Annotated in this window: 17 protein-coding genes; 12 read left to right on the forward strand and 5 right to left on the reverse strand. The window is 43.0% G+C overall.

All coding sequences use genetic code 11. The features are described from left to right. The 5 genes from rng to LPA49_RS09385 all read left to right on the forward strand — a co-directional run bounded on the left by rng (position 1) and on the right by LPA49_RS09385 (position 7,997). Complete coding sequence (rng, locus tag LPA49_RS09365) at positions 1-1,473, forward strand: ribonuclease G (protein ID WP_036973165.1); 1,473 nt, start codon at positions 1-3, stop codon at positions 1,471-1,473. After that, positions 1,473-5,333, forward strand: a complete 3,861-nt coding sequence (locus tag LPA49_RS09370; protein WP_075593956.1) for a YhdP family protein — start codon at positions 1,473-1,475, stop codon at positions 5,331-5,333. Before rng ends, LPA49_RS09370 begins: the two co-directional genes overlap by 1 nt. After that, positions 5,323-6,153, forward strand: a complete 831-nt coding sequence (locus LPA49_RS09375) for a carbon-nitrogen hydrolase family protein (protein ID WP_180311139.1) — start codon at positions 5,323-5,325, stop codon at positions 6,151-6,153. Before LPA49_RS09370 ends, LPA49_RS09375 begins: the two co-directional genes overlap by 11 nt. Then, positions 6,150-7,589 carry a metalloprotease TldD gene (gene tldD, locus LPA49_RS09380; RefSeq protein ID WP_036973157.1) on the forward strand — a complete coding sequence of 480 codons (1,440 nt, stop codon included), beginning with the start codon at positions 6,150-6,152 and terminating at the stop codon, positions 7,587-7,589. The genes LPA49_RS09375 and tldD overlap by 4 nt, the downstream gene beginning before the upstream one ends. A 159-nt stretch (positions 7,590-7,748) precedes the next feature. After that, the gene (locus LPA49_RS09385; RefSeq protein WP_051501928.1) at positions 7,749-7,997 is read left to right on the forward strand and encodes a hypothetical protein; all 249 of its coding nucleotides are present in this window, start codon (positions 7,749-7,751) and stop codon (positions 7,995-7,997) included. A 72-nt stretch (positions 7,998-8,069) separates the two neighbouring features. On the opposite strand, the gene LPA49_RS09390 is transcribed toward LPA49_RS09385, so the two are convergent. Together LPA49_RS09390 and gorA are read right to left on the reverse strand one after the other, a co-directional pair. Beyond that, positions 8,070-8,804: a glutaredoxin family protein gene (locus tag LPA49_RS09390; RefSeq protein WP_036973154.1), complete on the reverse strand. Its 735-nt coding sequence runs from the start codon at positions 8,802-8,804 to the stop codon at positions 8,070-8,072. A 178-nt stretch (positions 8,805-8,982) separates the two neighbouring features. Next, positions 8,983-10,344 (reverse strand): glutathione-disulfide reductase, encoded by a 1,362-nt coding sequence (gene gorA, locus LPA49_RS09395; protein WP_180311138.1) that lies wholly within the window; start codon positions 10,342-10,344, stop codon positions 8,983-8,985. Between the two features lie 151 nt (positions 10,345-10,495). On the opposite strand from gorA, the gene prlC reads away from it, so the two are divergent. From prlC to LPA49_RS09420, 5 genes are all read left to right on the forward strand, one after another. Beyond that, positions 10,496-12,547, forward strand: coding sequence for an oligopeptidase A (gene prlC / locus LPA49_RS09400; RefSeq protein ID WP_036973149.1), 2,052 nt, complete (start codon positions 10,496-10,498; stop codon positions 12,545-12,547). Positions 12,548-12,654: 107 nt separating this feature from the next. Then, on the forward strand, positions 12,655-13,833 hold the full coding sequence (locus LPA49_RS09405; protein WP_036973146.1) for a two-component system response regulator: 1,179 nt from the start codon (positions 12,655-12,657) through the stop codon (positions 13,831-13,833). A 104-nt stretch (positions 13,834-13,937) separates the two neighbouring features. After that, positions 13,938-14,693, forward strand: a complete 756-nt coding sequence (locus tag LPA49_RS09410; RefSeq protein WP_036973144.1) for a class I SAM-dependent methyltransferase — start codon at positions 13,938-13,940, stop codon at positions 14,691-14,693. A 116-nt stretch (positions 14,694-14,809) separates the two neighbouring features. Further along, positions 14,810-16,735, forward strand: coding sequence for a methyl-accepting chemotaxis protein (locus tag LPA49_RS09415; RefSeq protein ID WP_180311137.1), 1,926 nt, complete (start codon positions 14,810-14,812; stop codon positions 16,733-16,735). 120 nt (positions 16,736-16,855) lie between these two features. Further along, on the forward strand, positions 16,856-17,329 hold the full coding sequence (locus LPA49_RS09420; RefSeq protein WP_036973141.1) for a peroxiredoxin: 474 nt from the start codon (positions 16,856-16,858) through the stop codon (positions 17,327-17,329). A 62-nt stretch (positions 17,330-17,391) separates the two neighbouring features. On the opposite strand, the gene LPA49_RS09425 is transcribed toward LPA49_RS09420, so the two are convergent. After that, positions 17,392-19,518 carry a S8 family peptidase gene (locus tag LPA49_RS09425; RefSeq protein WP_065978316.1) on the reverse strand — a complete coding sequence of 709 codons (2,127 nt, stop codon included), beginning with the start codon at positions 19,516-19,518 and terminating at the stop codon, positions 17,392-17,394. Between the two features lie 322 nt (positions 19,519-19,840). Between LPA49_RS09425 and LPA49_RS09430 the strand changes: the two genes are divergently transcribed. Continuing rightward, the gene (locus LPA49_RS09430) at positions 19,841-21,025 is read left to right on the forward strand and encodes an NAD(P)/FAD-dependent oxidoreductase (protein WP_180311135.1); all 1,185 of its coding nucleotides are present in this window, start codon (positions 19,841-19,843) and stop codon (positions 21,023-21,025) included. A 425-nt stretch (positions 21,026-21,450) separates the two neighbouring features. Beyond that, positions 21,451-22,479, forward strand: a complete 1,029-nt coding sequence (locus tag LPA49_RS09435) for an Abi family protein (protein WP_180311134.1) — start codon at positions 21,451-21,453, stop codon at positions 22,477-22,479. A gap of 310 nt (positions 22,480-22,789) precedes the next feature. Here LPA49_RS09435 and LPA49_RS09440 read toward each other — a convergent pair whose 3' ends face one another. Together LPA49_RS09440 and katG are read right to left on the reverse strand one after the other, a co-directional pair. Then, positions 22,790-24,490, reverse strand: coding sequence for a diguanylate cyclase (locus tag LPA49_RS09440; RefSeq protein WP_180311133.1), 1,701 nt, complete (start codon positions 24,488-24,490; stop codon positions 22,790-22,792). Between the two features lie 177 nt (positions 24,491-24,667). Then, positions 24,668-26,881, reverse strand: coding sequence for a catalase/peroxidase HPI (gene katG, locus LPA49_RS09445; protein WP_036973125.1), 2,214 nt, complete (start codon positions 26,879-26,881; stop codon positions 24,668-24,670). Positions 26,882-26,980 lie beyond the last annotated feature (99 nt).

Consider the following 26,980-nt stretch of genomic DNA (forward strand, 5'->3'; position numbering starts at 1 on the left):
ATGAGCACTGAATTACTGATCAACGTTACACCGAGTGAAAGTCGTGTTGCGCTTATTGAAAACGGCGTACTACAAGAGATCCAGCTAGAAAGAATCGGCAACCTAGGCATTGTTGGCAATATTTACTTAGGCAAAATCAGCCGTGTATTACCGGGAATGCAAGCCGCATTTGTTGATATAGGCTTAGAGAAAGCAGCGTTCTTGCACGCATCTGACATTGTAAATAGTGCTTCAATTGTTGAAGGGGTCGATGAGCAGCCCATTAAAAAGGTGCAAGATATCCGTGAACTAGTGCGCCAAGGTCAATACATCATGGTGCAAGTAGTGAAAGATCCTTTGGGCACCAAAGGGGCGCGCTTAACGACTGATATCACAATTCCATCACGCTATTTAGTGTTCATGCCTGACGCGACCCATGTTGGCGTAAGTCAGCGTATTGAAACCGAAGAAGAACGTACCAGACTGAAAAAAATAGTCGCTGAATATGGCGATGAAGATGGCAGCTTTATTGTGCGTACTGCTGCCGAAGGCGCTTCAGAAGCTGAGCTGCGTCACGATGCAGAGTTTTTGAAAAAACTGTGGCAAAAAATTGTCAATAAACGCAAAAAAATCAGTAAAGAGAGCATCTTACACGAAGACTTAACGCTGGCGTTTCGTACCCTGCGTGATTATGTTGGCGAAGACATGGAGCGCATTCGTGTTGACTCAAAGCTGACATACCAAGAGTTAAAAGAATTTACTGAAGAGTTTGTGCCCATCTTATCTGGGGCGCTTGAATACTACCCAGGTGAGCGACCTATTTTCGATTTGTTTGATGTCGAAACCGAAATTCAAAAAGCCCTTCACCGTAAAGTTGAACTTAAATCAGGTGGTTATTTAATTATTGACCAAACCGAAGCAATGACTACCGTTGATGTAAATACCGGTGCATTTGTTGGGCATCGTAATTTAGAAGAAACCATTTTTAACACCAACATCGAGGCAACATCGGCAATCGCACGACAACTGCGATTACGTAATTTAGGTGGCATTATCATTATCGACTTTATCGATATGGTAAGTGACGAGCATAAACGTCGCGTTTTACACTCACTTGAGTCGGCACTGGCAAAAGACCGCGCAAAAGCCAACATCAATGGCTTATCTGCTCTGGGTTTAGTCGAGATGACTCGTAAGCGTACCCGCGAAAGTTTAGAACATATTTTATGTGACGTGTGCCCCGCGTGTTCAGGCCGAGGGTCGCAAAAAACCGTTGAAACGGTATGCTACGAAATTCTGCGTGAAATTGTCAGGGTTAACCGTGCCTACGCAGCCGATAAGTTTATGGTGTATGCAGCGCCTTCGGTAAGCGAAGCGTTGATCAACGATGAGTATCATAACCTCGCCGAGCTTGAACTATTTATAGGTAAACAGGTCAGTATTCAAACAGAGAGTTTATACAATCAAGAACAGTTTGATGTGGTAATGATGTAATGAAGGCAAAAACGGTCTGCTTTTTTTGTTTACGTAAGTTATGGCAAGTTTTTGCTATTACTATCGTACTGCTGGCCGTTATTGTCTCTGTTTTAAAGTATACCCTGCCATATGCCAATGACTATAAAGGCGACATTGAAGCGTTTTTGTATGAACAGTTCGATGTAAATCTTTCAATAGGTGCTATCTCAGCCAGTTGGCAAGGTAAAGGCCCTTCATTAGTCCTTGAAGATATTTCCTTTGAGGACAACCAGACTTCACCGATTGCACTCACCATAGATAAAGCCAGCCTAGAGGTAAATCTGTGGGAGTCGATTAAAACTCGTCAACTTAAATCAAGTTACTTTGTGATCAATGGTTTTCATGCCGATGTTGATTTGCCAACCATGCTTAAGTTTGGCAACAACAAGCAAGCAGACAGTTTTGAGCAAAAAGAGTTAATAGAAAGCTTGTTTTTGGGTGAAACGGGCCACTTTGCGATTCAAGACAGTAGCATTAATTTTATGCTTAATGATGGCAAAGAGCGTACGTTAATTCTTGAAAACATTGTGTGGCAAAATACCCCAGAACAGCACCAAGGTTCAGGAAGCCTAGCCTTACCGGGGATTTCTGTCGGCAACTTTGATGCCCGCATGGCACTTAATGGTTCAACGCTTGAGACCATGGCTGGCGATATTTATGTGCAAGCTGCGAATGTCGATGTCTCAAAATGGTTGGCACAATACATCAATACAGACAAACAACAATTGCACTCCGATATGAACTTGCAAACTTGGTTTAGCCTTGAAAAAGGACTGATCAGTGACGTAAAAGTGCAATGGTTACCCAGCTACATAAATTGGCAACAAAACCAAGAAGCGCATCAAATTAGTTTAAATGAAGGGGGCTTTCACTTATTCCCTTGGCAGAATGGTTGGCGTTTAAAAAGTACCGGACTTGCTTTTGAAAGTGATTTAAAACAATGGCCAACATTGCAGTTTGAAGCCCAGCTTGGAGATACAAATAAGATTTGGCTCAAGCAGTTTGACTTTGCATTGTTATCAAAATTATCTCAATTGAGTAACTTTGAAGTATTAGCGCCATTTTTAGAACGACAGCCTAATGGCCAATTAAGCGAAGCGTATGTTGAATTTGGTGCGCAAGATAACTGGCAGTTGTGGTTTAAAGGTGAACAGCTCAACTGGTTATCCTTACAAGGGATCCCTGGTGGGCAAGCCATTCGGGTTGAGGGAAATATTAACCAAGCTGCGGGGCGTATAACGTTATTTGGCGAAAATAACCGTTTGTTAACCAATGGCAGTTTTAGCCAAGACATTCCTTATAATCAGTTAAATGTTGAACTTGATTTACGTCATTACGACGATGGCTGGCGTATTAGCAGTGACAACATTTGGCTTGATAATGACGAAGTAACCGTTGCAGCAGAAATGATGCTTAGCCTAACTGCAGAGCCGCGCCTTGATTTATATGCCGAAGCGTACGCACCTGATGCCAACGTGGCGGGGCATTATTTTCCATTACCGGTAATGAGCGAAAACTTAGTTAACTACCTAAACGGCGCCATTAAAGGCGGCGAAGTTAATAAAGCACAGGTGTTGTTTTCGGGGCCGTTTAGCGGTTTTCCGTTTAAAGAGCAACAAGGGCAGTTCGAAGTATTGGCAAATGTGAACAATGCCAAATACCAGTTCACACCCAGTTGGCCCAGCGTTGAAAATGCCAATGTGATTTTGCATTTTGAAAATGAACGCATGGATATTTACAGCAAGTCAGGCACACTTGTAAACTTATCACTTGGCGACAGTGTACACGTAAGTATTGCTGATTTAATGCATGCCGATACTCTAAATGTAGCGATAAATAAACGTGCCCACGGCAATAAATTACAGTCATTTTTTGCAGCCACACCGCTCGCTAAACCGTTAGCAAGTGTTTTTGAAGTAGTACAAGCGCAAGGTGAAGCCACAGCAAATATTAATTTGCTTGTCGATTTACATTCAGGCCATGTTGATGCCCTCGGCGAAGTTGAGCTTGCTAATTTACCTGTTTATCTTGCTCAGCCTGGCATCACACTTAATCATATGACAGGCATTGTTAAATTTAATAACGACAAAATTGATTTAAAAAATGCCAAAGCTGATTGGTTAGGTATGCCGTTAACAGCCAGCTTTAATAGCGAAAATGTGGCTGATAATTACCGCGCAGAAATCGCGATTAAATTGGCCTTAGATGCAGAACCATTAATTGAGCAAGGGCAGGGTCTGCTCGAAGGTTATTTAACGGGGCAAAGTGACGTTGCTATTAATGTCTCCCTTAACTTTTTACCCAACGACTTCAACTATCGCGCTGATATCAGCGGTAACTTAGTGGGTATAACCAGTCAATTACCCGCACCTTACACAAAAAGTGCTGACAATGCTTGGCCTATCAAAGCGGTAGTGCAGGGCGATCATATTTCTAATTTGATCACTGCAAATATCAATGAACAGCTATTTTTCAATGCTATTTTAGATAATGGCAAAAAGCAGTTTAATAACGCACACCTTATTTTAGGTTCAAAAGATTTAGGCCTTAATCGAGATGGTTTTGCGGTATCGATTGACCTACCAGAAACTAAGCTTGTGCCATGGTTTGGGTTGATTGAGCAAATTATCGATTTGACCAAGGCTAAATCAGATGGTCCTGGCGTAATGCCTGCATTTAACAATGTAACGGGTCAATTTAATAAGTTAGCGGTTCAAAATATCGATTTTAATGATGTTGAGTTTAGGCTAGCACCAAAGCAAGCCGATTTAGAGCTTAAACTAAATGCCAAAGAGCTCAGAGCTGATGCACTCATTCCGACAGGCGATACACGTAGGCCTATTCAAATATTTACTGATTATTTACGGGTTAACTTTAATGACACCGCGACGGAGTCTGCACACGAAGTTGAACAACCTGAAGACTTAAGCTGGTTAACACGTATTCCAGCCATCGAATTTAACTGTGAAGATTGCAAACTAGCCGAGTACCAACTTGATAAAGTAAAAGCCACGTTTGGTGGTGATAATAATAGCTTGATATTTACTGAGCTCGTGATAGATAAAGGCGACCATATACTGAGAGCAAAAGGGCAATTTGCTGATGGCTCAACGCGTTTTAACGGTCACCTACAAAGTGATGATATTGGCGACTTATTTGATGAGTTTGATATTACTACTACAGTAAAAGACTCCGATGCCGACATAAAATTTGCCCTCGCTTGGCAAGGTGCGCCGTATAATTTTGATGTGCCTACGCTAGCAGGCGAGTTAGATTGGCGTTTAGGTGAAGGGCATTTAGCGGAAGTGAGTGACGGTGGTGCTAGGGTGTTTTCATTGCTTAGTCTCGACTCACTGGTACGTAAGCTCAAACTTGATTTTAGAGATGTATTTTCAAAAGGCTTCTTTTATAACAAGATGCAAGGCACGATGCAGTTAGAGAAAGGGATTGCTTACACTCAAGATACCAAGCTTGATGGTGTGCCTGCCGACTTAACGATTAAAGGCCACACTAACTTAAATACCTTTGAAATAGACTACGATCTAGCCGTTGCCCCGCAGGTTACCTCAAGTATTCCAGTGATCGTGGCATGGATGGTCAACCCGGTAAGTGGCCTTGCGGCGCTTGCAATCGATAAAGTAATTCACTCTGCGAGAGTGATCTCAGAAATCAACTTTAAGGTGACAGGCAGTATGAATGATCCGGTTGTTGAAGAAATTGATCGTAAGAGCCGTGAAGTAACCTTACCGCAAGCGGCACAAAGCCAGCCGCAGTCATCAACAAGGCTTAAATTAAAAGATGCAGCCACCTCAGCGAGCTTCGATAACAATGACAGTTAATACTCAGCCGCAGGTTGTAGCAGTGCAAATGTGCTCGGGAATGAATGCGGAGCAAAATTTGGCTTTTTTAGCAGACACGCTGGCGCAATTGCCCACGACACGCCCGCTGCTTGTATGCCTACCCGAAAGCTTTTTAATTTTTAGCAAGCACACTCAAGCAAGTTATCAGCTCGGATTACACATTGAACAGTATACAGCTGCACTGGCTGCGCTATGTAAACAATATAATATTTGGCTGGCTGCTGGGACAGTGCCGGTATCACAACCTAACGGTAAATATTTAGCCGCCTCGTTTTTATTTAATAACCAAGGTGAGGTGGTTGCGCAGTACAATAAGATCCACTTATTTGATGTCGATGTTGCCGATGGCACGCGTAATTATCGGGAGTCTGATGCCACCGAAGCGGGCAAAGATATTGTGGTGGTTGATTCACCCTTTGGTAAAATCGGCTTAGCAGTATGTTATGATCTACGCTTTAGTGGTTTATTCACTGCGATGCAGCGCCAAGGGGCTGAGCTCATCTTAGTACCCAGTGCCTTTACCACTGTAACAGGAGCCGCTCATTGGCATACCTTGTTGGCTGCCAGAGCGATTGAAACGCAATGTTATGTGGTAGCCGCTGCACAGTGGGGTGAGCACGAAAATGGCCGACAAACATATGGCCACAGCATTATTATTTCGCCATGGGGAAACACGCTCAGTGAGCTTGCCTCAGGCACTGGTTTTATCAGCCATGAGCTTGATTTAAACCGACTGAATACAATTCGCCAAGACATGCCTGTGCAGTCTCAGCAACGATTTAGAGAGCATTTATTATGAACACGGTTGAACAGCATTTATTACATGACAGCCAGCTAAATAGAGAAGAATTAGAAAAAACGCTCGCTTTTATTCATCAACATCAAGTGGATTATGCCGATCTGTATTTTCAATCTAGCCACCATGAATCATGGGTGTTAGAAGATGGTCTCGTAAAAGAAGGCTCATACAACGTTGAGCGTGGTGTGGGTGTGCGCGCTGTAAGCGGTGAAAAGACAGGGTTTTCGTACTCAGATGCAATCAATCTTGAAGCGCTGAATAAAGCCGCAACAGCAGCACGAAGCATTGCTAACGCAGGCGAAAGCAAAACGATTCAAGTATTTAGCGATGTAGCAGCAAAACAGCAGTATGCACCGCATCAGCCAATTCAAAGTATGAGCGATAACGACAAAGTGAGCCTATTGCGCGAACTTGAAAACTACATTCGCGAGTTAGCCCCCGACGCAGAGCAAGTGATTAGCTCTATGTCAGCAGTGTACGAAGAGGTACTCATTGCAGCAAGCGACGGCACCTTTGCCACCGATATTCGCCCGCTTATTCGTTTAAATTGTTCCGTATTACTTGAGAAGAATGGTCGCCGTGAGCGCGGTGGTGCAGGCGGCGGTGCGCGTTTAGATTACGGCTACTTTAAAGAGTTAGTTGATGGTAAGCCGCGCTGGATGGAATACGCAGAAGAAGCTGTACGCCAAGCTAAAGTGAACCTTGAAGCCATTGATGCGCCAGCAGGTAGCATGGAAGTGGTACTGGGGGCAGGTTGGCCGGGTGTGTTACTGCATGAAGCCGTGGGTCATGGTCTTGAAGGTGACTTTAACCGTAAAGGTGCCTCTGCGTTTAGCGGTAAAGTAGGTCAAAAGGTGGCTTCCGAGCTGTGTACCGTGGTGGATGATGGCACTATTGCTGATCGCCGTGGTTCACTGAATGTAGATGACGAAGGCACACCTGCTGCGTATAACGTGCTTATTGAAAACGGTATTCTAAAAGGCTACATGCAAGATAAGCTTAATGCACGCCTAATGGGTGTAAACCCAACAGGTAATGCGCGTCGTGAGTCGTATGCTCACTTACCTATGCCGCGTATGACTAATACCTACATGCTGGGGGGCGAGCACAGCCAAGCTGATATTATTAGCTCTGTGAAAAAAGGCATCTTTGCGCCAAACTTTGGGGGTGGTCAAGTTGATATCACCTCAGGAAAGTTCGTATTTAGCGCTTCTGAAGCGTATTTAATTGAAAACGGTAAAATTACTCAGCCTATCAAAGGCGCAACACTGATTGGTAACGGCCCAGAAGTGATGCAGCAAATTTCGATGGTAGGTAACGACCTTGCGCTTGATAAAGGCGTCGGGGTATGTGGTAAAGACGGTCAAAGCGTGCCGGTAGGGGTTGGTCAACCAAGCCTTAAAATTGACAACTTAACGGTCGGTGGTACGGCTTAGTCGCCCTCTTTTTCCCGCTTCAGTAAGGCAGGTTAAATTTTTAACCTGCCTCATTTCATAACACTTCACTTTGCAGTAAAAATGTATCAATATAGGTACCATCAATACCACTATATTCGTTACTGTTCGCAGTAAATATAATAATTTTAAGGTGAAAATATGAAAGTAACGCCAATTTTATTAATACTACTCATGCTTACCGGCTGTGCATCACAGGAAGTAAGAGAGGGGTCTGCAAATGAAGTGTATGCCGAGCACGAGTGTTTAGGCGGTGAACTAGAAACCGATTACAGCTATACCATTTTTAGTACAGACGAAGATGACAGCAGCAAAGGTTCAGTGACGTCGACGTGTCATCCGGTTAAAACAGAAACTGAGTTTGAGCGTGACTTACGCAATGGCGGGTAGCACGCCCATTACAGTGGCTTAACGTCTTATTAAGCCACTGAAAATTATCACCTAAAGCTTTAGCATAAATGGCTAAAGTGTACTCAGCATCCAGATACCTGCCGCTATCATAAATAAGTTTTCGCTGAGAGAAATAAAGCCCAGCGGCACATTGCTGTCGCCACCTACACAGGCACATTTTAGCTCTCGCTTATCGATATAAACGGCCTTAAACACCGACACCGCACCTATGCCACCAATAAACAACGAAAATGGCGCGACAGCTAAAGCTGGCAGCTTAGCCACCATACCTATGGCAACGTAGGCTTCAATAAACGGGTAAACATAGGCATAAGGCACAACACGCATTGCCAGTAAATCATAAGTAATGAATGAGTTTGAAAAGCTGTACAGATCTTGTAGTTTTTGAATAGCGAGCACCGCCATTGTCAGTGCAACAAACAGCATTAAGTTTTGCATCGACAGTAAAGCTGTGCCGCTGGCGTAGCTAAACCCGCAGCTTAAGAGCAGGGTAACCGCAAAAATCGCTAAAACAGGGGTATAAGTTGTGCCTTGTTGACCCGCTTCGGGCAGATTGAAAAAGTCGCGCAAATCATCATACCCCCCAATACGCTTATTATCGATAAAGGTTTGTGGCGTGGTTTTTACTTGATGCTGCTCTTTAAATGCATCTGTTTCTTCGCGGTTAGTGAGGTGGCGGTCATCAACCTCGTAACCATTGCGCTCTAACAAATCTTTAGATTTTAAACCAAATGGGCATATATGCTCATCGGTTACCATGCGATATAAAATTGCAGACTTAGACACAGTGCCTCCTTGTAAAAATGCCAAGCTTATTGCGTAATCTTTACTCGATAACACAGTAAACAATGGCAAAATGTTGGTATAACGTCGTAGCTACAAGGTTTGTGCCGACTTTCTACAAGGCATAAAAAAACCTTGCGGCAGCACCGCAAGGTTTTTAATATTTTCTCGCAACGCGAGTTTATCTCATCGTCACGAACTCTTCTGAGCCAGTAGGGTGAATCGCTACTACGGCATCAAAATCTGCTTTGGTCGCGCCCATTTTCATTGCGACTGCAAAGCCTTGGATCATTTCATCAACAGTAAAGCCAATGCCGTGTAAGCCAACAACTTTTTCGTTATCACCTGCACACACAAGCATCATGTTACATGCTTGGCGGTGTTGAGTAACTGCTGTGTACATAGCTGCAAAGCTTGATTTATAAACCTTTACGTTTTCAGCACCATATTGCGAAATTGCTTCTTGCTCTGTTAAACCAATCGTGCCGATAGGTGGGTGACTGAATACAACAGTAGGTACTAGCTCGTAGTCCATTTTTAAATCATCAGGCAATTCGTTATTGAATAAACGCTCTGATAAAATACGGCCCGCTTTTACAGCCACGGGTGTGAGCTCTATGCCGTGTTCGATGATGTCGCCAACGGCATAAATGTTTTTAGCGGTTGTATTTTGATACTCATCAACTTTTACGTAGCCACTTTCGTTAAGTTCAACGTCGGTCGCTGTGATATTCAGTTTATCGGTTGTTGGTGTACGACCAATTGCCCAAATAACTTCATCGACATTTTGGCTGTGACCATTTTCAAAGTGAATTGTTAAACTGCCATCGCTTTCTTTAATCACTTCTTTTGGTGTGCAGTCAGTGTGAAGTGTCGGGCCTTCTTTCGCCATAATGTCGACAAGCGTATCAACAATGTAAGGGTCAAAAGTACGTAATGGTTTATTTTTACGAACAAATAAATGCGTTTCAGTGCCAAGGCTGTGAAGTACACCTGCGATTTCGACAGCAATGTAACCAGCACCCACAACAGCAACACGCTTAGGTTGGGCATCTAGCTCAAAAAAGCCATTTGAATCAATACCTAGTTCAGCACCTGGGATGTTAGGAATCGTTGGACGACCTCCCACGGCAATCAGAATATGGTCAGCGGTGTATAGCTCACCGTTAACTTCAACGGTTTTGTTATCAACAAAGGTCGCGAAACCGTTGATTACCGTTACGCCATTGCTTGATAAGTATTTGTTATACCCTTGGTGGATACGGCCAATGTAAGCTTCGCGGCTTTCTACTAATTTAGCCCAACTAAAACTTTTTAATTCGACATCAAAGCCGTAATCGGGTGCGTATGCATTAATTGCTTCAGCAATTTGTGCGCCATGCCACATTACTTTCTTTGGAACACAACCTACATTCACACAGGTGCCACCCATGTGTTTTGCTTCAATAAGTGCGACTTTTGCGCCACGCATTGCTGCACGGTTTGCAGAGGCAATACCGCCACTGCCACCACCAATTGCAATGTAATCAAAATGCTGAGCCATAGTTTGTCCTCAAAAACAGATAGTTTTTTATTAATTAATCGATTTATTAATAAGTTGATAATAGCATAATAAAGACCGAGGTTAAGCCCCTTGTATTTCATCAATTCGCCCCAACTTCAACACCATATTCGCATAAAAATTGAGAACGAAAATGACAATTGCAGAAAATAACCCACTTATTGGATTAGAAGGGCTTCCGCCGTTTTCTAAGATTAAACCAGCCCATGTTGTGCCGGCATTAAAAGAAGCGATTGCACACTGTCGTGCCAAAATTGATGAGGTATTGGCAAGTAAGTCATACACTTGGAATGACCTAGTTCTTCCACTTGAAGAGGCTGATGACAAGTTATCACGACTATTTTCGCCAGTATCGCACATGAATTCGGTGGTAAATAGCGACGAGCTACGCGAAGCTTATGAGCAATGTTTGCCGTTGTTATCTGAGTACTCAACCTTTGTTGGTCAGCATCAAGGTTTATACGATGCCTATAATGCTTTACATAGCAGCGAAGAATTTAAAACACTCACCACTGCACAGCAAAAAACCATTACTAATGCGTTGCGTGATTTTGAATTATCGGGCATTGCCTTAAAGCCTGAGCAACAAAAACGATACGGTGAAATTAGTGCGCGCTTATCAGAGCTTGCCTCTAAGTTTGGCAATAATGTGATGGATGCGACACTCGCTTGGCAAAAACACATTACAGATGAAAGTGAATTAGCAGGCTTACCTGAGTCAGCACTGGCACTCGGTGCCGATACAGCAAAAAGCAAAGAGCTTGATGGTTGGGTATTCACCTTAGATTTCCCTTCTTATTTGCCTATTATGACCTATGCCGATAATCGTAAATTACGTGAAGAAACTTACACTGCGTTTGTAACTCGTGCGTCTGACCAAGGCCCTAATGCAGGTGAGTTTGATAACTCAGATATCATGAGCGAAGAGCTTGCACTTCGTCATGAGCTGGCCGAATTACTCGGTTTTAGCAGCTACGCAGAAATGTCATTAGCAACTAAAATGGCCGAATCTGAGTCGCAAGTGTTCTCGTTTCTAGAAGATTTAGCGGCTAAGTCAAAGCCACAAGCTGAGCAAGAGCTTGCTGAATTAACAGCCTACGCACAAGAAAAACATGGTGTAAGCGAGCTTGCAGCATGGGATTACGCGTATTACGCAGAAAAATTAAAGCAAGAAAAGTACGCAATTTCTGATGAAGTACTGCGCCCATACTTTCCTGCCGATAAGGTCTTAAACGGGTTATTTACCACAGTAAACCGCTTGTTTGATATTAGCGTGAAAGAAGTGCATGAGTTTGATAGCTATCATCCTGATGTGCGCTTCTTCGAGATTTACGATAGCAGTAACACGCTACGCGGCCGTTTTTATCTTGATTTATATGCACGTGACCGTAAACGTGGTGGCGCTTGGATGGACGATTGCATGGGGCGTAAAGTGCGCGCTAATGGCGAATTACAAACGCCTGTCGCTTACTTAGTCTGTAACTTTAATAAGGCAGTGGGTGATAAACCTGCGCTGTTTACTCATAACGAAGTGACAACTTTATTCCATGAGTTTGGACACGGTATTCATCATATGTTGACCCAAGTTGATGCTGCGCCAGTGGCGGGCATTAATGGTGTGGCATGGGATGCTGTAGAGCTGCCAAGCCAGTTCTTAGAAAACTGGTGTTATGAAGAAGAGGCCCTTAACTTTATCTCGGGTCACTATGAAACGGGTGAGCCGCTGCCAAAAGAACTGCTTGATAAATTATTGGCTGCGAAGAACTTTCAATCGGGCATGCAAATGCTACGTCAGTTAGAGTTTTCGCTGTTTGATTTTACCATTCACCATGATTACAAAGCGGGTGAACCTTGTAATATTCAAGCCACGCTTGATGAAGTTCGCAGTAAAACTGCGGTTGTTAAAGCCCCCGCTTTTAACCGTTTTCAGCATGGTTTCAGCCATATTTTTGCCGGTGGTTACAGTGCCGGTTATTACTCATATAAATGGGCTGAAGTTTTGTCGGCAGATGCTTTCTCTAAATTTGAAGAAGAAGGTATTTTTAATAAAGAAACGGGTCACGCTTTCTTAAAGAACATTTTAGAAAAAGGAGGCAGTGAAGAGCCGATGGAATTATTTAAAAAGTTCCGAGGTCGTGAACCTCAAGTCGATGCACTCCTCAGACACAGTGGCATTGCAGCCTAAGTTATTATTGAATGAAAGCGCCGTAAGGCGCTTTTTTTATTAATAAATCTTAGCAAAATCAATCTTGCGTACTATGCTTTTTAGAAAAGCATTTACAGGAATAAAGCATGTCAAAACTGGTGTTAGCCATTGATGATGATAAATACGTACATCATGTCATCGAAGAGTCGCTCTCGGGCTTTTGCACATTGATCCATGCTAAAAATGGCGAAGAAGGATTAAGACAGGCACTTAAATATAATCCAGATATTATTTTGCTGGATATTGAAATGCCCGGCAAAACGGGTTTTGAAGTATGCACTGAACTTAAAGCACACCCACAAACGAAAGATACACCGGTGATGTTTTTATCGGGTAAAACCGAATTGCCCGACCGGGTTAAGGGCTACAATGCCGGTGCAGCCGATTACATTGTTAAGCCGTTCAACGCTGAAGAACTTATGGCGCGTATTCGCGTGTTATACCAATATCGTCAGCACTCTAAAAAGTTAAAAAGTGATGTTGAACGTGCGCAGATCACCGCCGAAATAGCCATGACAGACTCGGGCGATATGGGGCGTATAATGCGTTACGTAGGGCAAAGTTATCATGCGCATGATATTAAAGCGTTGTCTGAACACATGTTTGAGTTTTTTAATCCGATGGATCTCGATGTGGTTCTTGCATTCTGGTATCAAGATATCGGCGTATTTTGCAGTGCAGAAGGTGGAGTATGTCCGCTTGAGCAAGAGCTACTTGAAAAACACCGTGACGCAAACCGCTTTGTTGATTTTGGGCATCGCACCATTGTTAATTACCCAAAAATATCGATGTTAGTAAAAAACATGCCATTAGACGATGCGCAGCTTTATGGGCGTTACAAAGATTTGTTTCCGCATATTCTCGAAGTGACTAACGCCAAAGTACAAGATATGGAAGTGAACGAGCGCGCGTTAGCCCAAGCACAGCAAATTGGTAATGCTTTTAATGAGCTGTCGGAACAGATGTATCAAAATAGTGACTCACGAGAGCGGGCTGTCGAAAAGTTTGCCGCACAATTAGTTGAGCTAACTAAGTCAGTGGAACAAAGTAACGTATCAAGCAGTGATGAAGTGGTCTTTCACCTTCAGCAGTTACAGCAAACCCAGTTGTTATTTGCATCGCTTAATGATGATTTAGCATTTATTAAATATCAGCTTAAACACATTATTGAATCGCGTAATGAGTTACTAGAAAACCTGCAAAAAATTGCAGAGCCACGCCATACTGAAGATGTCACCTCGCAAACAGATATCGAGCTATTTTAGCGATTTAAATAGTGACGTAACTTTTACTTTGCACACCTGTGAACCATGTATCTTAAATACGTTTGGGTATATACTTGCGTTGCATTCGGTTCACGGAGTAAATTGTGGTAATTCATTGTCCTTTTAAAGAAATGCGTCCTTATTTAGACGCCATAGAGCAACGTTTCGGTTTAGCCGAATGGGCTAAAAATAATGATGGCTTTTCATTGCACTATGACGATCAGGGCCTAAGCCTTAAAAAAAAGGATGAGCCGAAGCTGGGCGCTATTCATGTTGATTTTGTGAGTGGTGCGGCGGCGCATCGTCGCAAGTTTGGTGGCGGTAAAGGTCAAGCGATAGCCAAAGCGGTGGGCTTAAATAAAGGAGCCACTCCCGTTGTGCTTGATGCAACAGCAGGCCTTGGCCGAGATGGCTTTGTGCTTGCGTCGTTAGGTTGTCATGTAATTTTGCATGAGCGTCATCCTGTGGTTGCTGCGTTATTATACGATGGCCTAGAGCGAGCCTATAACGATGCTGATATTGGTCCATGGATGAAAGAAAAAATGAGCTTAGTGTTTGGCTCAAGCCACACATTACTGGCTCAGTGTAACAACGTACCAGATGTTGTTTATTTAGATCCTATGTTTCCACATCGAGAAAAGTCGGCACTGGTTAAAAAAGAAATGCGTGTATTCCAAGAGCTGGTGGGTGCGGACAACGATGCAGACGATTTACTCGAATTTGCGTATCCATTAGCTACTAAGCGGGTTGTTGTTAAGCGACCTGATTACGCGCCTTTTTTAAATGACAAAACCCCCAGCATGCAAATCAAAACCAAGAAAAACCGCTTTGATGTGTATGTAAAAGCTGCCATGGTGTAGTGCAGTTATTAAGTATTAATTTGTGATTACATTTGACGTTAATTTGGATGGTTTACATCAAATTGTCATAAAAGGTTAATATTCTACGCGCGTAACGACTTTTGGGAATGTAGTTCATGCGCGTGTCATCATTTACTCGGTTATTAGCCGTTTTACTCACTCTTGCCAGTATCTTACTGGCGGCCACCTTGTTTTGGGCAAGCCAAACCTTACTCGGCTTAGAGCAACAAGATAACGCTTACAACAAGCTAAAAAACACCATTATTATTGATTTAAAAAGCCACCTTGATGATTATTTAGAGCAAGGTGATAGCCAACATTTAAATCAAGCCTCTACCCTGATCAGCGATGTTAAAAAACAGCATTTAGCAAGCTTACCAAACGAGCTCGCAAGCCAACTAACGGCACAACTCAGCGAATTAGATAAAGACATTAACGGTAAATACCGAGCACTGGGGAAACTTTCAGGTAACGAAATGGCGCTGCTTGATAATTCACTCAGGCAAATGGCAGGGTCGGCATCATCGTTAGTGGGTTATGCAACACAAGCCAAGCCACAAACTGCATTAGCGCTTGAGTATTATCAACTTGCAAGTGATTACTACAGCGAAGTAACGACCCTTGCCTTATATACTTACAAACTCATTGTTAGTTTTGATCAAGACACCAAAACCAGCCTTAATCAAAGTGTGGCGAACCTTAACACCCTTGCCAATAAAATAGCGCAACTTGATAATTTAGGGGTCATGAGCGAGGTTGACGAAGACGCCTTATTTTTTGGCGAAGAGGCTGAAGACTTAGCAGGCGACATAAAAGCAGAGCTAAGCAGCTGGCCTAAGCGCTTTCCGCGCGACTTAGCGTCGACCATCGCGCAAGCAGAGCAACGCCAAACAGGCATGCAAGCATTACGTGCGCAAATAAACGCGCTGTCTAGTACGGTACTCGGTGCCGAGCAAAAATTAAAAGAGCAACAAGGGCAACTTAAGCAACAGGTTTTTATTGTGTTTTGCTTTGCTATTGGCATGTTAGTGGTGTTAGCGGCTGGCGTGTACTTTGTACAGCGTAATCAAGTGCTAAATCCACTGCGTCAATTACGTGATGGGTTTGCATTTTTAATTGAAAGCAACGAACTAAAAAATATTCAAAGTAATAACCCCAAGACAGAAGTGGGCGAAATAGCACATTACTTTAACCAGCTAATTGAGCGTCAACGCGGTGAAGCCGAAGAACGGGCGCAAATGCTTAAAGTCATTAATGACTTTATGCTAGAAATGAGCGAACACCTCCACACGATTGGTCAGCAAACTGATGCGAGCCGAACACAGGTCGAGCAAAATCAAGCTTTACTCAATGATATTCAGCATATCGGCGAGCAAGTTAACAGTATAAATAGCCAAGTGGCCGACAATGCCAAGCACACATTTGATGCCATGGAGCAAAGCTTAGGGTTTGCTGACAACATGCTCATAGCCAGCTCACACACTGAGCAACGTGTAGAGCAAGGTTTAACAAGTTTAAAAGCACTATTAAGTGGCGTAAATGATGTTGGCCACGTGATCGAAGTCATTAAAAATATTGCCGAACAAACTAACTTACTGGCACTTAATGCCGCCATTGAATCGGCGCGGGCAGGAGAGCATGGTCGCGGCTTTGCCGTTGTCGCTGACGAAGTGCGTAAATTAGCAAGACAAACCCAAGGCTCACTGGATGATATTAACAGCCAGCTTAATCGCTTAAGTGAAAACTCAACCATGGTATCAACACAAATTAGTGCGCTTGCGAGTGATGCCGAGTTACAAACGCAAAATGCCCAAGAGTTAAAGCGCAACTCAGAAGGGGTTGCCGAAAAAGCACAAGACGCCAATAAAGTCGCGTTTGATGCCATGGAGCTTGCAAAGCAGCAAAATGCTTTGCTCGAAAACTTTAGTCAGTCAATGCTCAGCATGAAAGGCCAAGTAAGCGAATCAAATGTTCTTGTGAGCGATATTCAACAGCGCCTACAACAGCAAATGAATACCATTAAACGTAGCTTAGGATTGTAATTAGCCGAAAATGGCTTCGCAGATATCACGCACTTTTGTGTATCGTAAAATGAAGCATGTGCTGCAATGTATCGTTTGGGTATATACTCTGAACTCATACTAAAATTTCAAGGAATTATGATGATTGAACAAGGCCAAACTTTACCAACAGCAAGCCTAACAGAACTAACGAGCGAAGGAATGCAAACGCATTCAACAGAGTCTTTGTTTGCAGGCAAAAAAGTGGTTTTATTTGCAGTGCCAGGTGCTTTCACACCAACGTGCTCAAATGCACACTTACCTGAATTTGTGGCACTTGCCGATAAAATTATGGCGAAAGGTGTTGATGCTATTTACTGCGTATCGGTAAACGACGCGTTTGTAATGAAGGCATGGGGTGAGGCGCACAACGCTGAACACATTCGTATGTTAGCTGATGGTGATGCCAGTTTTACTAAAGCGCTTGGTTTAGATAAAGACACCGCGAGTTTTGGTGGTATTCGTTCGACGCGTTATGCAATGATCGTAGAAAACCAAACGGTAGCAGGCTTATTTGTTGAACAAGATAAAGAGTTTGCAGTAAGTCGTGCTGAGGCTATTTTAGAAAAGCTATAAGTACAAAAAAGCCGGACGAGAGTCCGGCTAAAAGTCCCAGGGGAAACGGGAGTATTCAACCATTAAGGCTGATATTGTGCATCAAGTGTTACACCTGAAAAGGTGCGATACGCATTTAAGCTTAAGTGCCACGTACCTGCTTGTGGGTTACTGAATGTACATGTTTCAGCATTGCCATTTTTGTACGGGCGACAGTCATAACTTGATGTTGTAGGCTGGCTGCCAAATTTAACAAACAAGTCAGCATCACCAGTGCCACCAGATGTCGTGACAGTGAAGCTTGCCATGCCTGCTGGTACTTCTAGTGTGTAGTGTTTCCACTGACCCGCACTTGCAGAAATATCAGTAACCGTGCCGCCACCTGCTTGAGGTGCACCTGTACCACCAGATGTTGTTAAATCGCCCACTAGGCTCACACCTGAATAAGCAGAGTAGCCGTTAAGCATAACGTGATAAGTGCCTGCAGTTGGGTTATCAATCGAACATACTTCTTCATTACCCCCTTTGTATGGGCGACAATCGTATGTTGATGTTGTTGGTGCGCTACCTGCACGAACGTAAAGGTCGGCATCACCTGTACCACCACTCATCGTGAATGTTACGTTTGTAGCACCTGCTGGAACTTCCATTGTGTAGAAAGTTTGGCTGCTAGCCGCACCACTAAGACCCGTAAGAGCTTGACCATCTTCTAACACGTTACCTGTTGGCGGTGGAGGTGTAGTACCCGACGCCGCAGCAACCGCTGCTGCCGCATCTACAATACCAGTACCACAGCTAGTACATGTTGCTGGGAAAGCACGAGTTGTTGATTTTAAAATGCTTTCTATTTCATCAGGTGTTGCAGAAGGTTTCGCTTGCTTAATAAGCGCAGCGACACCGGCAACGTGTGGGGCAGCCATCGACGTACCTTGTGAATAGTGATAGCTGTCGCTTGAAGGGCTAGTTGAGCCTGAGTTGTGAGTTGATAACACACCTTCTGAATCGTTAGCAAAGCTTTGCGCGCCGCCCGGTGCAGCAACATCAATATTACTACCGTAGTTAGAGTAATAAGCACGGCCACCGTTACGGCCAACTGACGCAACGTTTACTACGCCATTACAGTTACCAGGATTATAGTTAGCTGAGTTGTCGTTATCGTTACCTGCTGCAATTACAATCACAGTGCCGTTATTACGAGCTTGGTTGATAGCACTTTGTGTTGTAGAGCTACATGAACCGCTGCCACCTAAACTCATATTGATAACATCAGCAGGGTTTGCATTCGCAGGAACGCCAGATACAGAACCACCTGATGCCCAGATGATACCGTCGGCGATGTCTGATGTTAAACCACCACATTTACCAAGTACACGTACAGGCACAACTTTGGCGTCATACGCAACACCCGCAACACCTTCACCGTTGTTAGTCACAGCAGCGACAGTACCCGCAACGTGCGTACCATGCCAGCTTGAGCTTTGTGCGCCGTGTGTATAACCACACTCATTAGCACTAATTGCGTCACCTGGGTCACGTGCATCGCTATCGCGACCGCCACCGTCATTTGCTACCGATAGGTTAGAGATCATGTCGTAACCCGGCAAAATGTTGGCATTTAAATCAATGTGTGGGCGGTAACCCGTATCAAGTACCGCAACCACAACGCCACTCCCTGTTGCTGTATCCCATGCTGTAGGCAGGTTTAAACCACCAGCTTGCTCATAATAATGCCACTGATCTGAATAACGTGGATCGTTAGGCGTTGCAAATGGCTTTAACATTTGGTCAATTTCGATGTATTCAACGTTACCCGTTGCAACCATTTCTTGCATAAACTCTTGAGCTTCTTCAGCTGATAGCTTTTTATCAGCACGCATAACGTGGTGATTGCTCATTGCCATTGCACGCACGTATTGTGCTTTCACTTGGCCTTTTTTACTTGTGAAGTTTTTAACAAAGCCCTGCGCTTTTTTATTCATTAGCATCGGCGTTTGTTCTGCAGCCGACATAGTCATCATTTCATCATTGTTATTTTTGTATTTAATGATGAATTGTGTACCAAAACCGTCTTGGCCTTGTAGCTTAGCGGCTGTTTCCGCCATAGACGGTGACATCATTTGGTTTGGCGTTGCCATCGCTGCCGTCGTCCCAAACAACGCAGTGAGGCTCAGTGCGATTGCGCACTTTTTTAAGTTATTGTTAGTTGTCATAATGATCCCTAGATTGTTATAAGTTTCTTCGCAATGTTTTTCGCGAAGGGGGACAAAGGTAAAATAAATGTAAATTAAGTTAAAATATCGTTTTGTTATGTTTGTCTCTATTTTAGTTATAAACAAGTGTATAGATGGCTAAATCTGACTTTTAACTGGGTTTTAAGGTGGTTTTCTCATTCTAAAGTTTTAATTTTTCTATTTAGAGTTTTTGCTTTATTTCGTTTTTTAGGTTTATCTTTTTTGTAAAAACACCTTTCTGTTAACACCGCGTATAAAATAACTTGTTATAATCAGCTAAATTTTTTAATGAGTATGCGTAATGACCCAAGTAGATGTAATTGTGATTGGCGCCGGTGCCGCAGGTTTAATGTGTGCAGCACAAGCAGGTTACCGAGGCCGAGCGGTTACAGTGCTTGATATGGGTAAAAAGCCGGGCCGTAAAATTTTAATCAGCGGTGGTGGACGGTGTAACTTCACCAATGAAAATGCCAGCCCAGATAATTACTTATGTACAAACCCTCATTTCGTAAAGTCGTGTTTAAGTCGCTATACCCAACACGACTTTATTGAGTTGGTAGACCGCCATGGTTTGGCGTATCACCATAAAACACTGGGTCAATTATTTTGTGACAACAGCGCTCAAGATATTGTTGATATTTTATTGACTGAATGTGAGTGGGCGGGCGTGAACATAGCCTTGCGCAACGAAGTGCTTAGCGTCACAAAAACTGATGCAGGGTACGAGGTAATAACCGAGCAAGATACTTATCAATGTGAATCGCTGGTGGTTGCATCGGGTGGCTTAACAATGCCAAAACTGGGTGCATCGCCCATTGGCTACAAAATTGCTGAGCAATTTGGCTTAACGGTTTTACCCACAATGGCAGCGCTTGTGCCATTCACTTTGCACCAGCACGATAAAGACCGTTTTGATGGACTGTCGGGGATCAGTATTCCGTGTGTGGTAACAAGTGAAGACGGTACACAATTTAAAGAAAACATACTCTTTACTCACCGAGGTTTGTCGGGACCTGCTATTTTACAAATTAGCTCGTTTTGGCGCGCAGGGCAGAGTGTGTATATTAATTTATTACCAGCGCTCGATTTAAAACAGCAGCTTGAAGAGTGGCGTCAAAGCCAAGGCCAAAAGTCGCTAAAAAATACCCTCGCGACGATATTGCCAAAGCGTTTTGTAGAGATGCTGCACGACACCAAAGCTATTCCTGATTGTAATGTTAATCAGCTAACCCATACGCAAATAGATGCGCTGCACGACTACATCCACAACTGGCAAATAAAACCTAACGGCACCGAAGGGTATCGCACAGCTGAGGTCACGCTAGGCGGTGTAGACACCGATGAGTTAAGCTCAAAAACATTCGAAGCCAAAAAAGCACCCGGCCTTTACTTTATCGGCGAAGTTACCGACGTGACAGGCTGGTTAGGCGGCTACAACTTCCAATACGCTTGGAGCTGTGGCTTTGCAGCAGGGCAGTATTGTTGATGATCCAATATAATTAAAACGAAGATAATCAATATATAATCACCTTTTAGTATATTTAACCTATTGATTTAGTTATAGGTGAAAGGTTTGGTGACTTACAGAAATATTTTTTAATTTACAGTCTAAGAAATCGTTAGAACTACTTTTTGTATTTCCAAACTGCTAAATAGACAAAATGTATTTAATATGAGAGTGGGCACTTGATATTGCTTACAGAACATCATTTTAGTCACTGTTTTACCTTGGTAGCTTGTTTGTTTATGATCTTTATGAGTTAATTATAGAAACGTATTTTCATTAAAATAGGTTGACGGGGTGATCTCTTCAGACTAGTATTGTCTTCAACACGCCCGCCAAGCCTCTTTCTAATGCTCAAATTGTGCGGGCTTTTTTATGTCTGCTTTTCTAAAATTTAAGAAGACATAATGACTCAATTCAACAAGCCCGCGATCAGTGTAACAGACCAAATTTCCCTTCTTCAAAATCGCGGTCTCAATATTCAGCAACTAGAACGAGCAGAAAAATACTTAGAAGTTATAAGTTTTTTTCGCCTTAGTGCTTATATGCGTCCTTTTCAAAAAGGTAGAGAACAACAAGAGGTTGAACACCAGTTCAAAGAAGGTGTGGAGTTCAAACAGATAGTTGATCTATATGCTTTTGATCGGGAATTAAGACTCCTTATTATGGATGCTGTTGAGCGAGTAGAAGTAGCTATTCGAGCAACTCTAAATAATGTGATGGGTATAAAATATCAAACAGAAGCTGAATGCAGCGGCTCTCATTGGTACTTGAATGAAAATCTTTTTAAACGTTCTTACCAACACAAACGTTTACTAAAAGAAGTCGAAGATAAGCAAGCAAAAGAGTTTAACGATCTTCAACGGGATATTAATAAAATTGAGCGTAGTTCAACGAACTCAGAGATAAAGCAACAGCGAATTGAAAGAAGAGTTAGAGAAAGTTACCCACGGTTTTACCATCATACATACGAAGTACCCAGATTAATGCCAGGATGGGCGATGGCTGAAGAATTAACATTTGGTAGTATCTCACACCTCTATAGAGGCTTAGCTAAAGATATTGATCGAAAAGAAATTGCAAAGCGATTTGAATTACCTCAAGAAGTGTTGGAAAGTTGGCTTCACACTTTAAATTTTATACGAAACTGTTGCGCCCATCATAGTCGCCTTTGGAATAGAGAGCTTGCAATCCAGCCTAAAATACCTCGTGGTGATAATTGGCAATTACCAAATAGACTAGAGCCAAGCCAAGTTCAACCAAGTCGACGTATATACATGATCTTATTAATGCTCGCACATTTAATGAAGCAGGTTAGTCCGGATAGCCAGTGGCATAACAAAGTAAAGGCTCTAATATTACTTCATCCAGAAATACCTCTGTTTCCCATGGGCTTTCCCAACAATTGGCAAGAGCATGAGTTTTTTACGCAATAGCTTAGCTGTGTTTTTCTAAGATATTGCTCACAGAATGTCGCTAAAAGATAGTCTCTTGCAGTAATTCGATTACCATTTAATAAAGTGAATATAATACGAAATCATATTATTTCTATATAAAACAATGTACTGTTATTGTCTTCGGTCTAATTATGAGAAATCATTGATACTAGACTCTAGTCGCTCGGCTTTGCGCCAATTCCGCTTTTGCTTATTAGTTGGGCTTAGTATGTGCGAAGTGCTTTAAACGTGCAGTTGTATAAAATGACCGACGGTGAATAACTTGTTCATTACCGTTATGTGAACTCGCTTACACCGCTACTTCAACACAGTTTCGGCCATTGTTTTTTGCTTTATAAAGGGCTTTGTCGGCAATTGATAGGGTTTCTTTTATTGTGGTTGAGGCATGGGCAACGCTGTGAACGCCTAGGCTTACGGTAAACTTTACGGCTTGAGCATCATTGCTTTTGATGCGGGTGTTTGCTGCTTTTTCGCGGATGCGCTCGGCCACGGCTTTGGCGTCGTGTAGGCTGCAATGCAGTAAAAGTACAAATTCTTCACCGCCGTAGCGGCAGGCTATATCGTCTTTTCGTTGTTGTGTAGTGAGTATGTTTGCAAACTCAATAATGACTTTATCGCCAATATCATGGCCATAAGTGTCGTTAATGGCTTTAAAATGGTCGAGATCGGCGATGATCAGCGTTAACTCTTGATGATTGCTTGCCATTGTAGCAATGAGCTCTTCACTTTTTCTATCAAAGTAGCGTCGATTATACAGGCCTGTCATTGGGTCGGTATCGACAAGGCGCGTTAATTCTTTTTGCTGTGCTTTGATTTTTTCGAGCGTTTTTATACGGTAAGACAATATAAACGCCATCATTAATGCTTCGAGTAAAATACCTATGCCGACGCCATGACTGTTTATCACGTTTGCGTCGGTGATACCTTTGTAATAAAGCACGGCCAGCATATTGAATATAACGAACAGTGAATGGCCAAGTAAAAAATATTTGGCGAGTGAATCCCCTTTTCGCCACAGTGAAATAGAGACACCAAAGGTGACGGTCATCATCATTGCGGCAAGGGTGCTGGCTGGTTTTAGTGCGCCAACGACATCGAATAAACTGTAGATAAAGTCGCCAACCAGTAATACGAGAATGAGCGACAGGGCTATATGCTCTTTTGGGTAATGCTTTTTAGTTTCGAAAATTAGCATCACAAAAATTACTAAAAAGCTGGGCATACTGAGCAAACTAGAATTAAGTTGCAGTACTTCAGCACTAAAAATGCCAAAAAAGTTAGCAGCTACGCCATACGAAAGCGCCACCCATACCGTGCCCGATATTAAATACAGGGCGTAAACAATATTTTCTATTTTACGTGCCGATAAGTACAAGAAAAAGTTATAGATCATCAGCGCTAGCATCATGCCAACCAGTAATGCAATGTAGTTGCCGTTGCCAACTAGGGCGCGTTTTGAATGCTCTTCATTATAAATATTTAGAGCAAACCATTGATGCGAAAAAGTAACGCTTTTTACATAAATGGTTTTTTGCTGCTGTGGGGCAATATAGAACGAAAACACGGCACTGCCGCCAAACATATTGGCTTTTGGACCCGATGTATCTAGTTGAATTTCAGATTGATTAATGAGTTGCCCATTGTGGGTTTCGTAAAATCCTACCTCTTCTAGATGGTAAGCATCGGGGTTGTGAATAAATAAACGTAAGGTCTCGCTGTCGTTGTTTTTAACGGTTATTTTTGACCACGTTGTTTTGGCATTGGTGCCCAGAGTGAGCTCATTTTTACTGGCTGTGAATGTTTGATTTTGTATTTGCGATAGTGTCATTTTTTCTGTTTTATCAATAAAATAACTCATATCGAAACGTGTTAAGTTAACCTGTTCATTGTTGAGTGATATAACGGAGTCAACGGATGTGGTAGGGCTATTTTGTGCAAAGGCAAAGAAGGAGTGGCTGATAAAAAATAGCAATAATAAACGTGCGATCATCCTTGGTGCCTATGGCTAAATTGTTTAGTAATAAAGTGTTATTTTTAACGTAATCAGCTGCATTGTCGAGCGAATTTTATCCAAAATAAAAAAAGCCGCTGTAAAAGCGGCTTAATCGGTTGCGAAAAATGAATACCAACGCGCAATAATACTGAATTAAGCAAGTTGGTATTGGTATTAACGTAGGTCGAATCTGTCTAGCGTCATTACTTTAGTCCATGCTGCAACGAAGTCGTCAACAAACTTTTGTTTAGCATCGTCAGATGCATACACTTCAGCAATAGAGCGCAGCTCTGAGTTAGACCCAAAGATTAAGTCTACCGGTGTTGCTGTCCACTTAAGCTTGCCTGACTGACGGTCACGGCCTTCGTAAACACCTTCTTCAGATGACTTAGACCACTTCGTTGACATATCGAGTAGGTTAACGAAGAAATCGTTGCTTAATGTGCCAGGTTTTTTCGTGAATACACCGTGTTGTGTTTGGTTAGTATTAGCGTTAAGGGCACGCATACCACCTAGTAGTGCTGTCATTTCTGGCACCGATAAGCTTAGTAAATCAGCACGCTCAACTAACATTTCAGCAGGTGATTTCCATGCTGAGCTGTAGTAGTTACGGAACGCGTCTGCCGTAGGCTCAAGTACTTCAAACGATTCAACGTCAGTCATTTCGAGCGATGCGTCCATACGACCTGGCTTGAATGGTACTGCAATAGAAAAACCTGCATCACTTGCTGCTTTTTCGATAGCAGCCGCGCCACCCAGAACAATCATATCTGCCAGTGAAATTTCTTTTCCACCTGCTGCATTTTTATTGAACTTAGTTTGGATTTTCTCAAGCTTGCTCAGTACATTTGCCACTTCTTTCGGGTTGTTTACTGGCCAATCTTTTTGTGGAGCAAAACGAATACGTGCCCCATTTGCACCACCACGCATGTCAGTATCGCGGTAGCTTGCTGCTGATGCCCACGCCACACGTACCAGTTCAGATACAGATAAACCCGAATCTAAAATGCTTGCTTTAAGTGACGCGATGTCTTTGCTATCAACTAGCTTGTGGTCAACTTCAGGAATGTAATCTTGCCAAATTAGCACTTCTTCTGGCACTAAGTCACCTAAGTAACGAGCGCGTGGGCCCATGTCACGGTGGTTTAGCTTGAACCATGCTTTAGCGAACGCTAGTTCGAACTCTTTCGGGTCGTTTAAGAAACGCTCTGAAATTTTACGAAACGCGGGATCTGCCTTTAACGCGATATCAGTTGTGAACATGATAGGCGCATGACGCTTACCTTTAATGTGCGCATCTGGCACTAGGTTAGACGCTTGACCATTTTCTGGGATCCATTGTGTTGCGCCTGCTGGGCTTTTTGTTTTAACCCACTCAAATGCAAATAAGTTTTGTAAGTAGTTGATTGACCATTGCGTTGGCGTCACGGTCCATGCGCCTTCAAGACCTGAAGTAACAGTATCTTCTGAGTGACCTTTACCGCACTTGTTTTTCCAACCTAAACCTTGCTCTTCGATAGCGGCTGCGGCGGGTTCTTTGTCTAAACAAGTCGCTTTTTTCGCACCGTGTGCTTTACCAAAACTGTGACCACCTGCGATAAGTGCAACGATTTCTTCATCGTTCATTGCCATACGACCAAACGATAAGCGAATATCATCAGCTGCAAGAAGTGGGTCTGGGTTGCCATGTGGACCTTCTGGATTCACATAGATTAAACCCATTTCAACCGCCGCTAATGGGCCTTTTAGTTTGCCTTTTTTGTCACGGCGCTCGTCAGTTAACATTTTGCCTTCAGGGCCCCAGTAAACGTAATCTGGCTCCCAATCGTCTTCACGACCACCGGCATAGCCGAAGGTTTTGAAACCCATTGATTCAAGTGCCACGTTACCTGTTAGCGCCATTAAATCTGCCCATGAGATGCTGCGACCGTATTTTTGTTTAATAGGCCAAAGTAAGCGACGCGCTTTGTCTAAGTTGGCGTTATCTGGCCAGCTGTTTAGTGGGTCGAAACGTTGTTGACCACCGCCAGCGCCACCACGGCCATCGAATGTACGGTAAGTACCTGATGCGTGCCACGCCATACGAATGAAGAATGGACCATAGTGACCGTAGTCGGCAGGCCACCAGTCTTGAGAGTCAGTCAGCACTTTTTCAATATCGGCTTTCACTGCATTAAGGTCTAACTTTAAAAATTCTTTTTTGTAGTCAAAGTAAGGACCCATTGGGTTTGATTCAGCGCCGTGTGCGCGCAGTTGACTTAAGTCGAGTTGCTCTGGCCACCAAAATTGATTTGATTTGATGTCGTTAGTGGCGTGTACATTTGTTGCGATGAGTAATGAAACAGCAACAGCGACTTTTGAAAATGCTGAGGTTGATTTTTTTAACATTGTGTTGTCTCCAGTTGGAAGTTGCGTGAAATATAGAGCTGTTCTGGTTAACTTTCCACTTACAAACTGGGGTTTAAATCGATTGATAAAATCGAAAAA

The organism is Pseudoalteromonas sp. MB41, from assembly GCF_020966275.1.
Taxonomy (GTDB): Bacteria; Pseudomonadota; Gammaproteobacteria; order Enterobacterales; family Alteromonadaceae; genus Pseudoalteromonas; species Pseudoalteromonas lipolytica.

Bases quoted from the DNA above. Each gene is read 5' to 3' on its own strand.
- LPA49_RS09440 (WP_180311133.1), bottom strand. From the start codon at position 24,490: ATGATCGCACGTTTATTATTGCTATTTTTTATCAGCCACTCCTTCTTT.
- LPA49_RS09420 (WP_036973141.1), top strand. From the start codon at position 16,856: ATGATTGAACAAGGCCAAACTTTACCAACAGCAAGCCTAACAGAACTA.
- prlC (WP_036973149.1), top strand. From the start codon at position 10,496: ATGACAATTGCAGAAAATAACCCACTTATTGGATTAGAAGGGCTTCCG.
- LPA49_RS09370 (WP_075593956.1), top strand. From the start codon at position 1,473: ATGAAGGCAAAAACGGTCTGCTTTTTTTGTTTACGTAAGTTATGGCAA.
- katG (WP_036973125.1), bottom strand. From the start codon at position 26,881: ATGTTAAAAAAATCAACCTCAGCATTTTCAAAAGTCGCTGTTGCTGTT.
- LPA49_RS09405 (WP_036973146.1), top strand. From the start codon at position 12,655: ATGTCAAAACTGGTGTTAGCCATTGATGATGATAAATACGTACATCAT.
- LPA49_RS09375 (WP_180311139.1), top strand. From the start codon at position 5,323: ATGACAGTTAATACTCAGCCGCAGGTTGTAGCAGTGCAAATGTGCTCG.
- LPA49_RS09385 (WP_051501928.1), top strand. From the start codon at position 7,749: ATGAAAGTAACGCCAATTTTATTAATACTACTCATGCTTACCGGCTGT.
- LPA49_RS09425 (WP_065978316.1), bottom strand. From the start codon at position 19,518: ATGACAACTAACAATAACTTAAAAAAGTGCGCAATCGCACTGAGCCTC.
- tldD (WP_036973157.1), top strand. From the start codon at position 6,150: ATGAACACGGTTGAACAGCATTTATTACATGACAGCCAGCTAAATAGA.
- rng (WP_036973165.1), top strand. From the start codon at position 1: ATGAGCACTGAATTACTGATCAACGTTACACCGAGTGAAAGTCGTGTT.
- LPA49_RS09415 (WP_180311137.1), top strand. From the start codon at position 14,810: ATGCGCGTGTCATCATTTACTCGGTTATTAGCCGTTTTACTCACTCTT.
- LPA49_RS09430 (WP_180311135.1), top strand. From the start codon at position 19,841: ATGACCCAAGTAGATGTAATTGTGATTGGCGCCGGTGCCGCAGGTTTA.
- LPA49_RS09435 (WP_180311134.1), top strand. From the start codon at position 21,451: ATGACTCAATTCAACAAGCCCGCGATCAGTGTAACAGACCAAATTTCC.
- gorA (WP_180311138.1), bottom strand. From the start codon at position 10,344: ATGGCTCAGCATTTTGATTACATTGCAATTGGTGGTGGCAGTGGCGGT.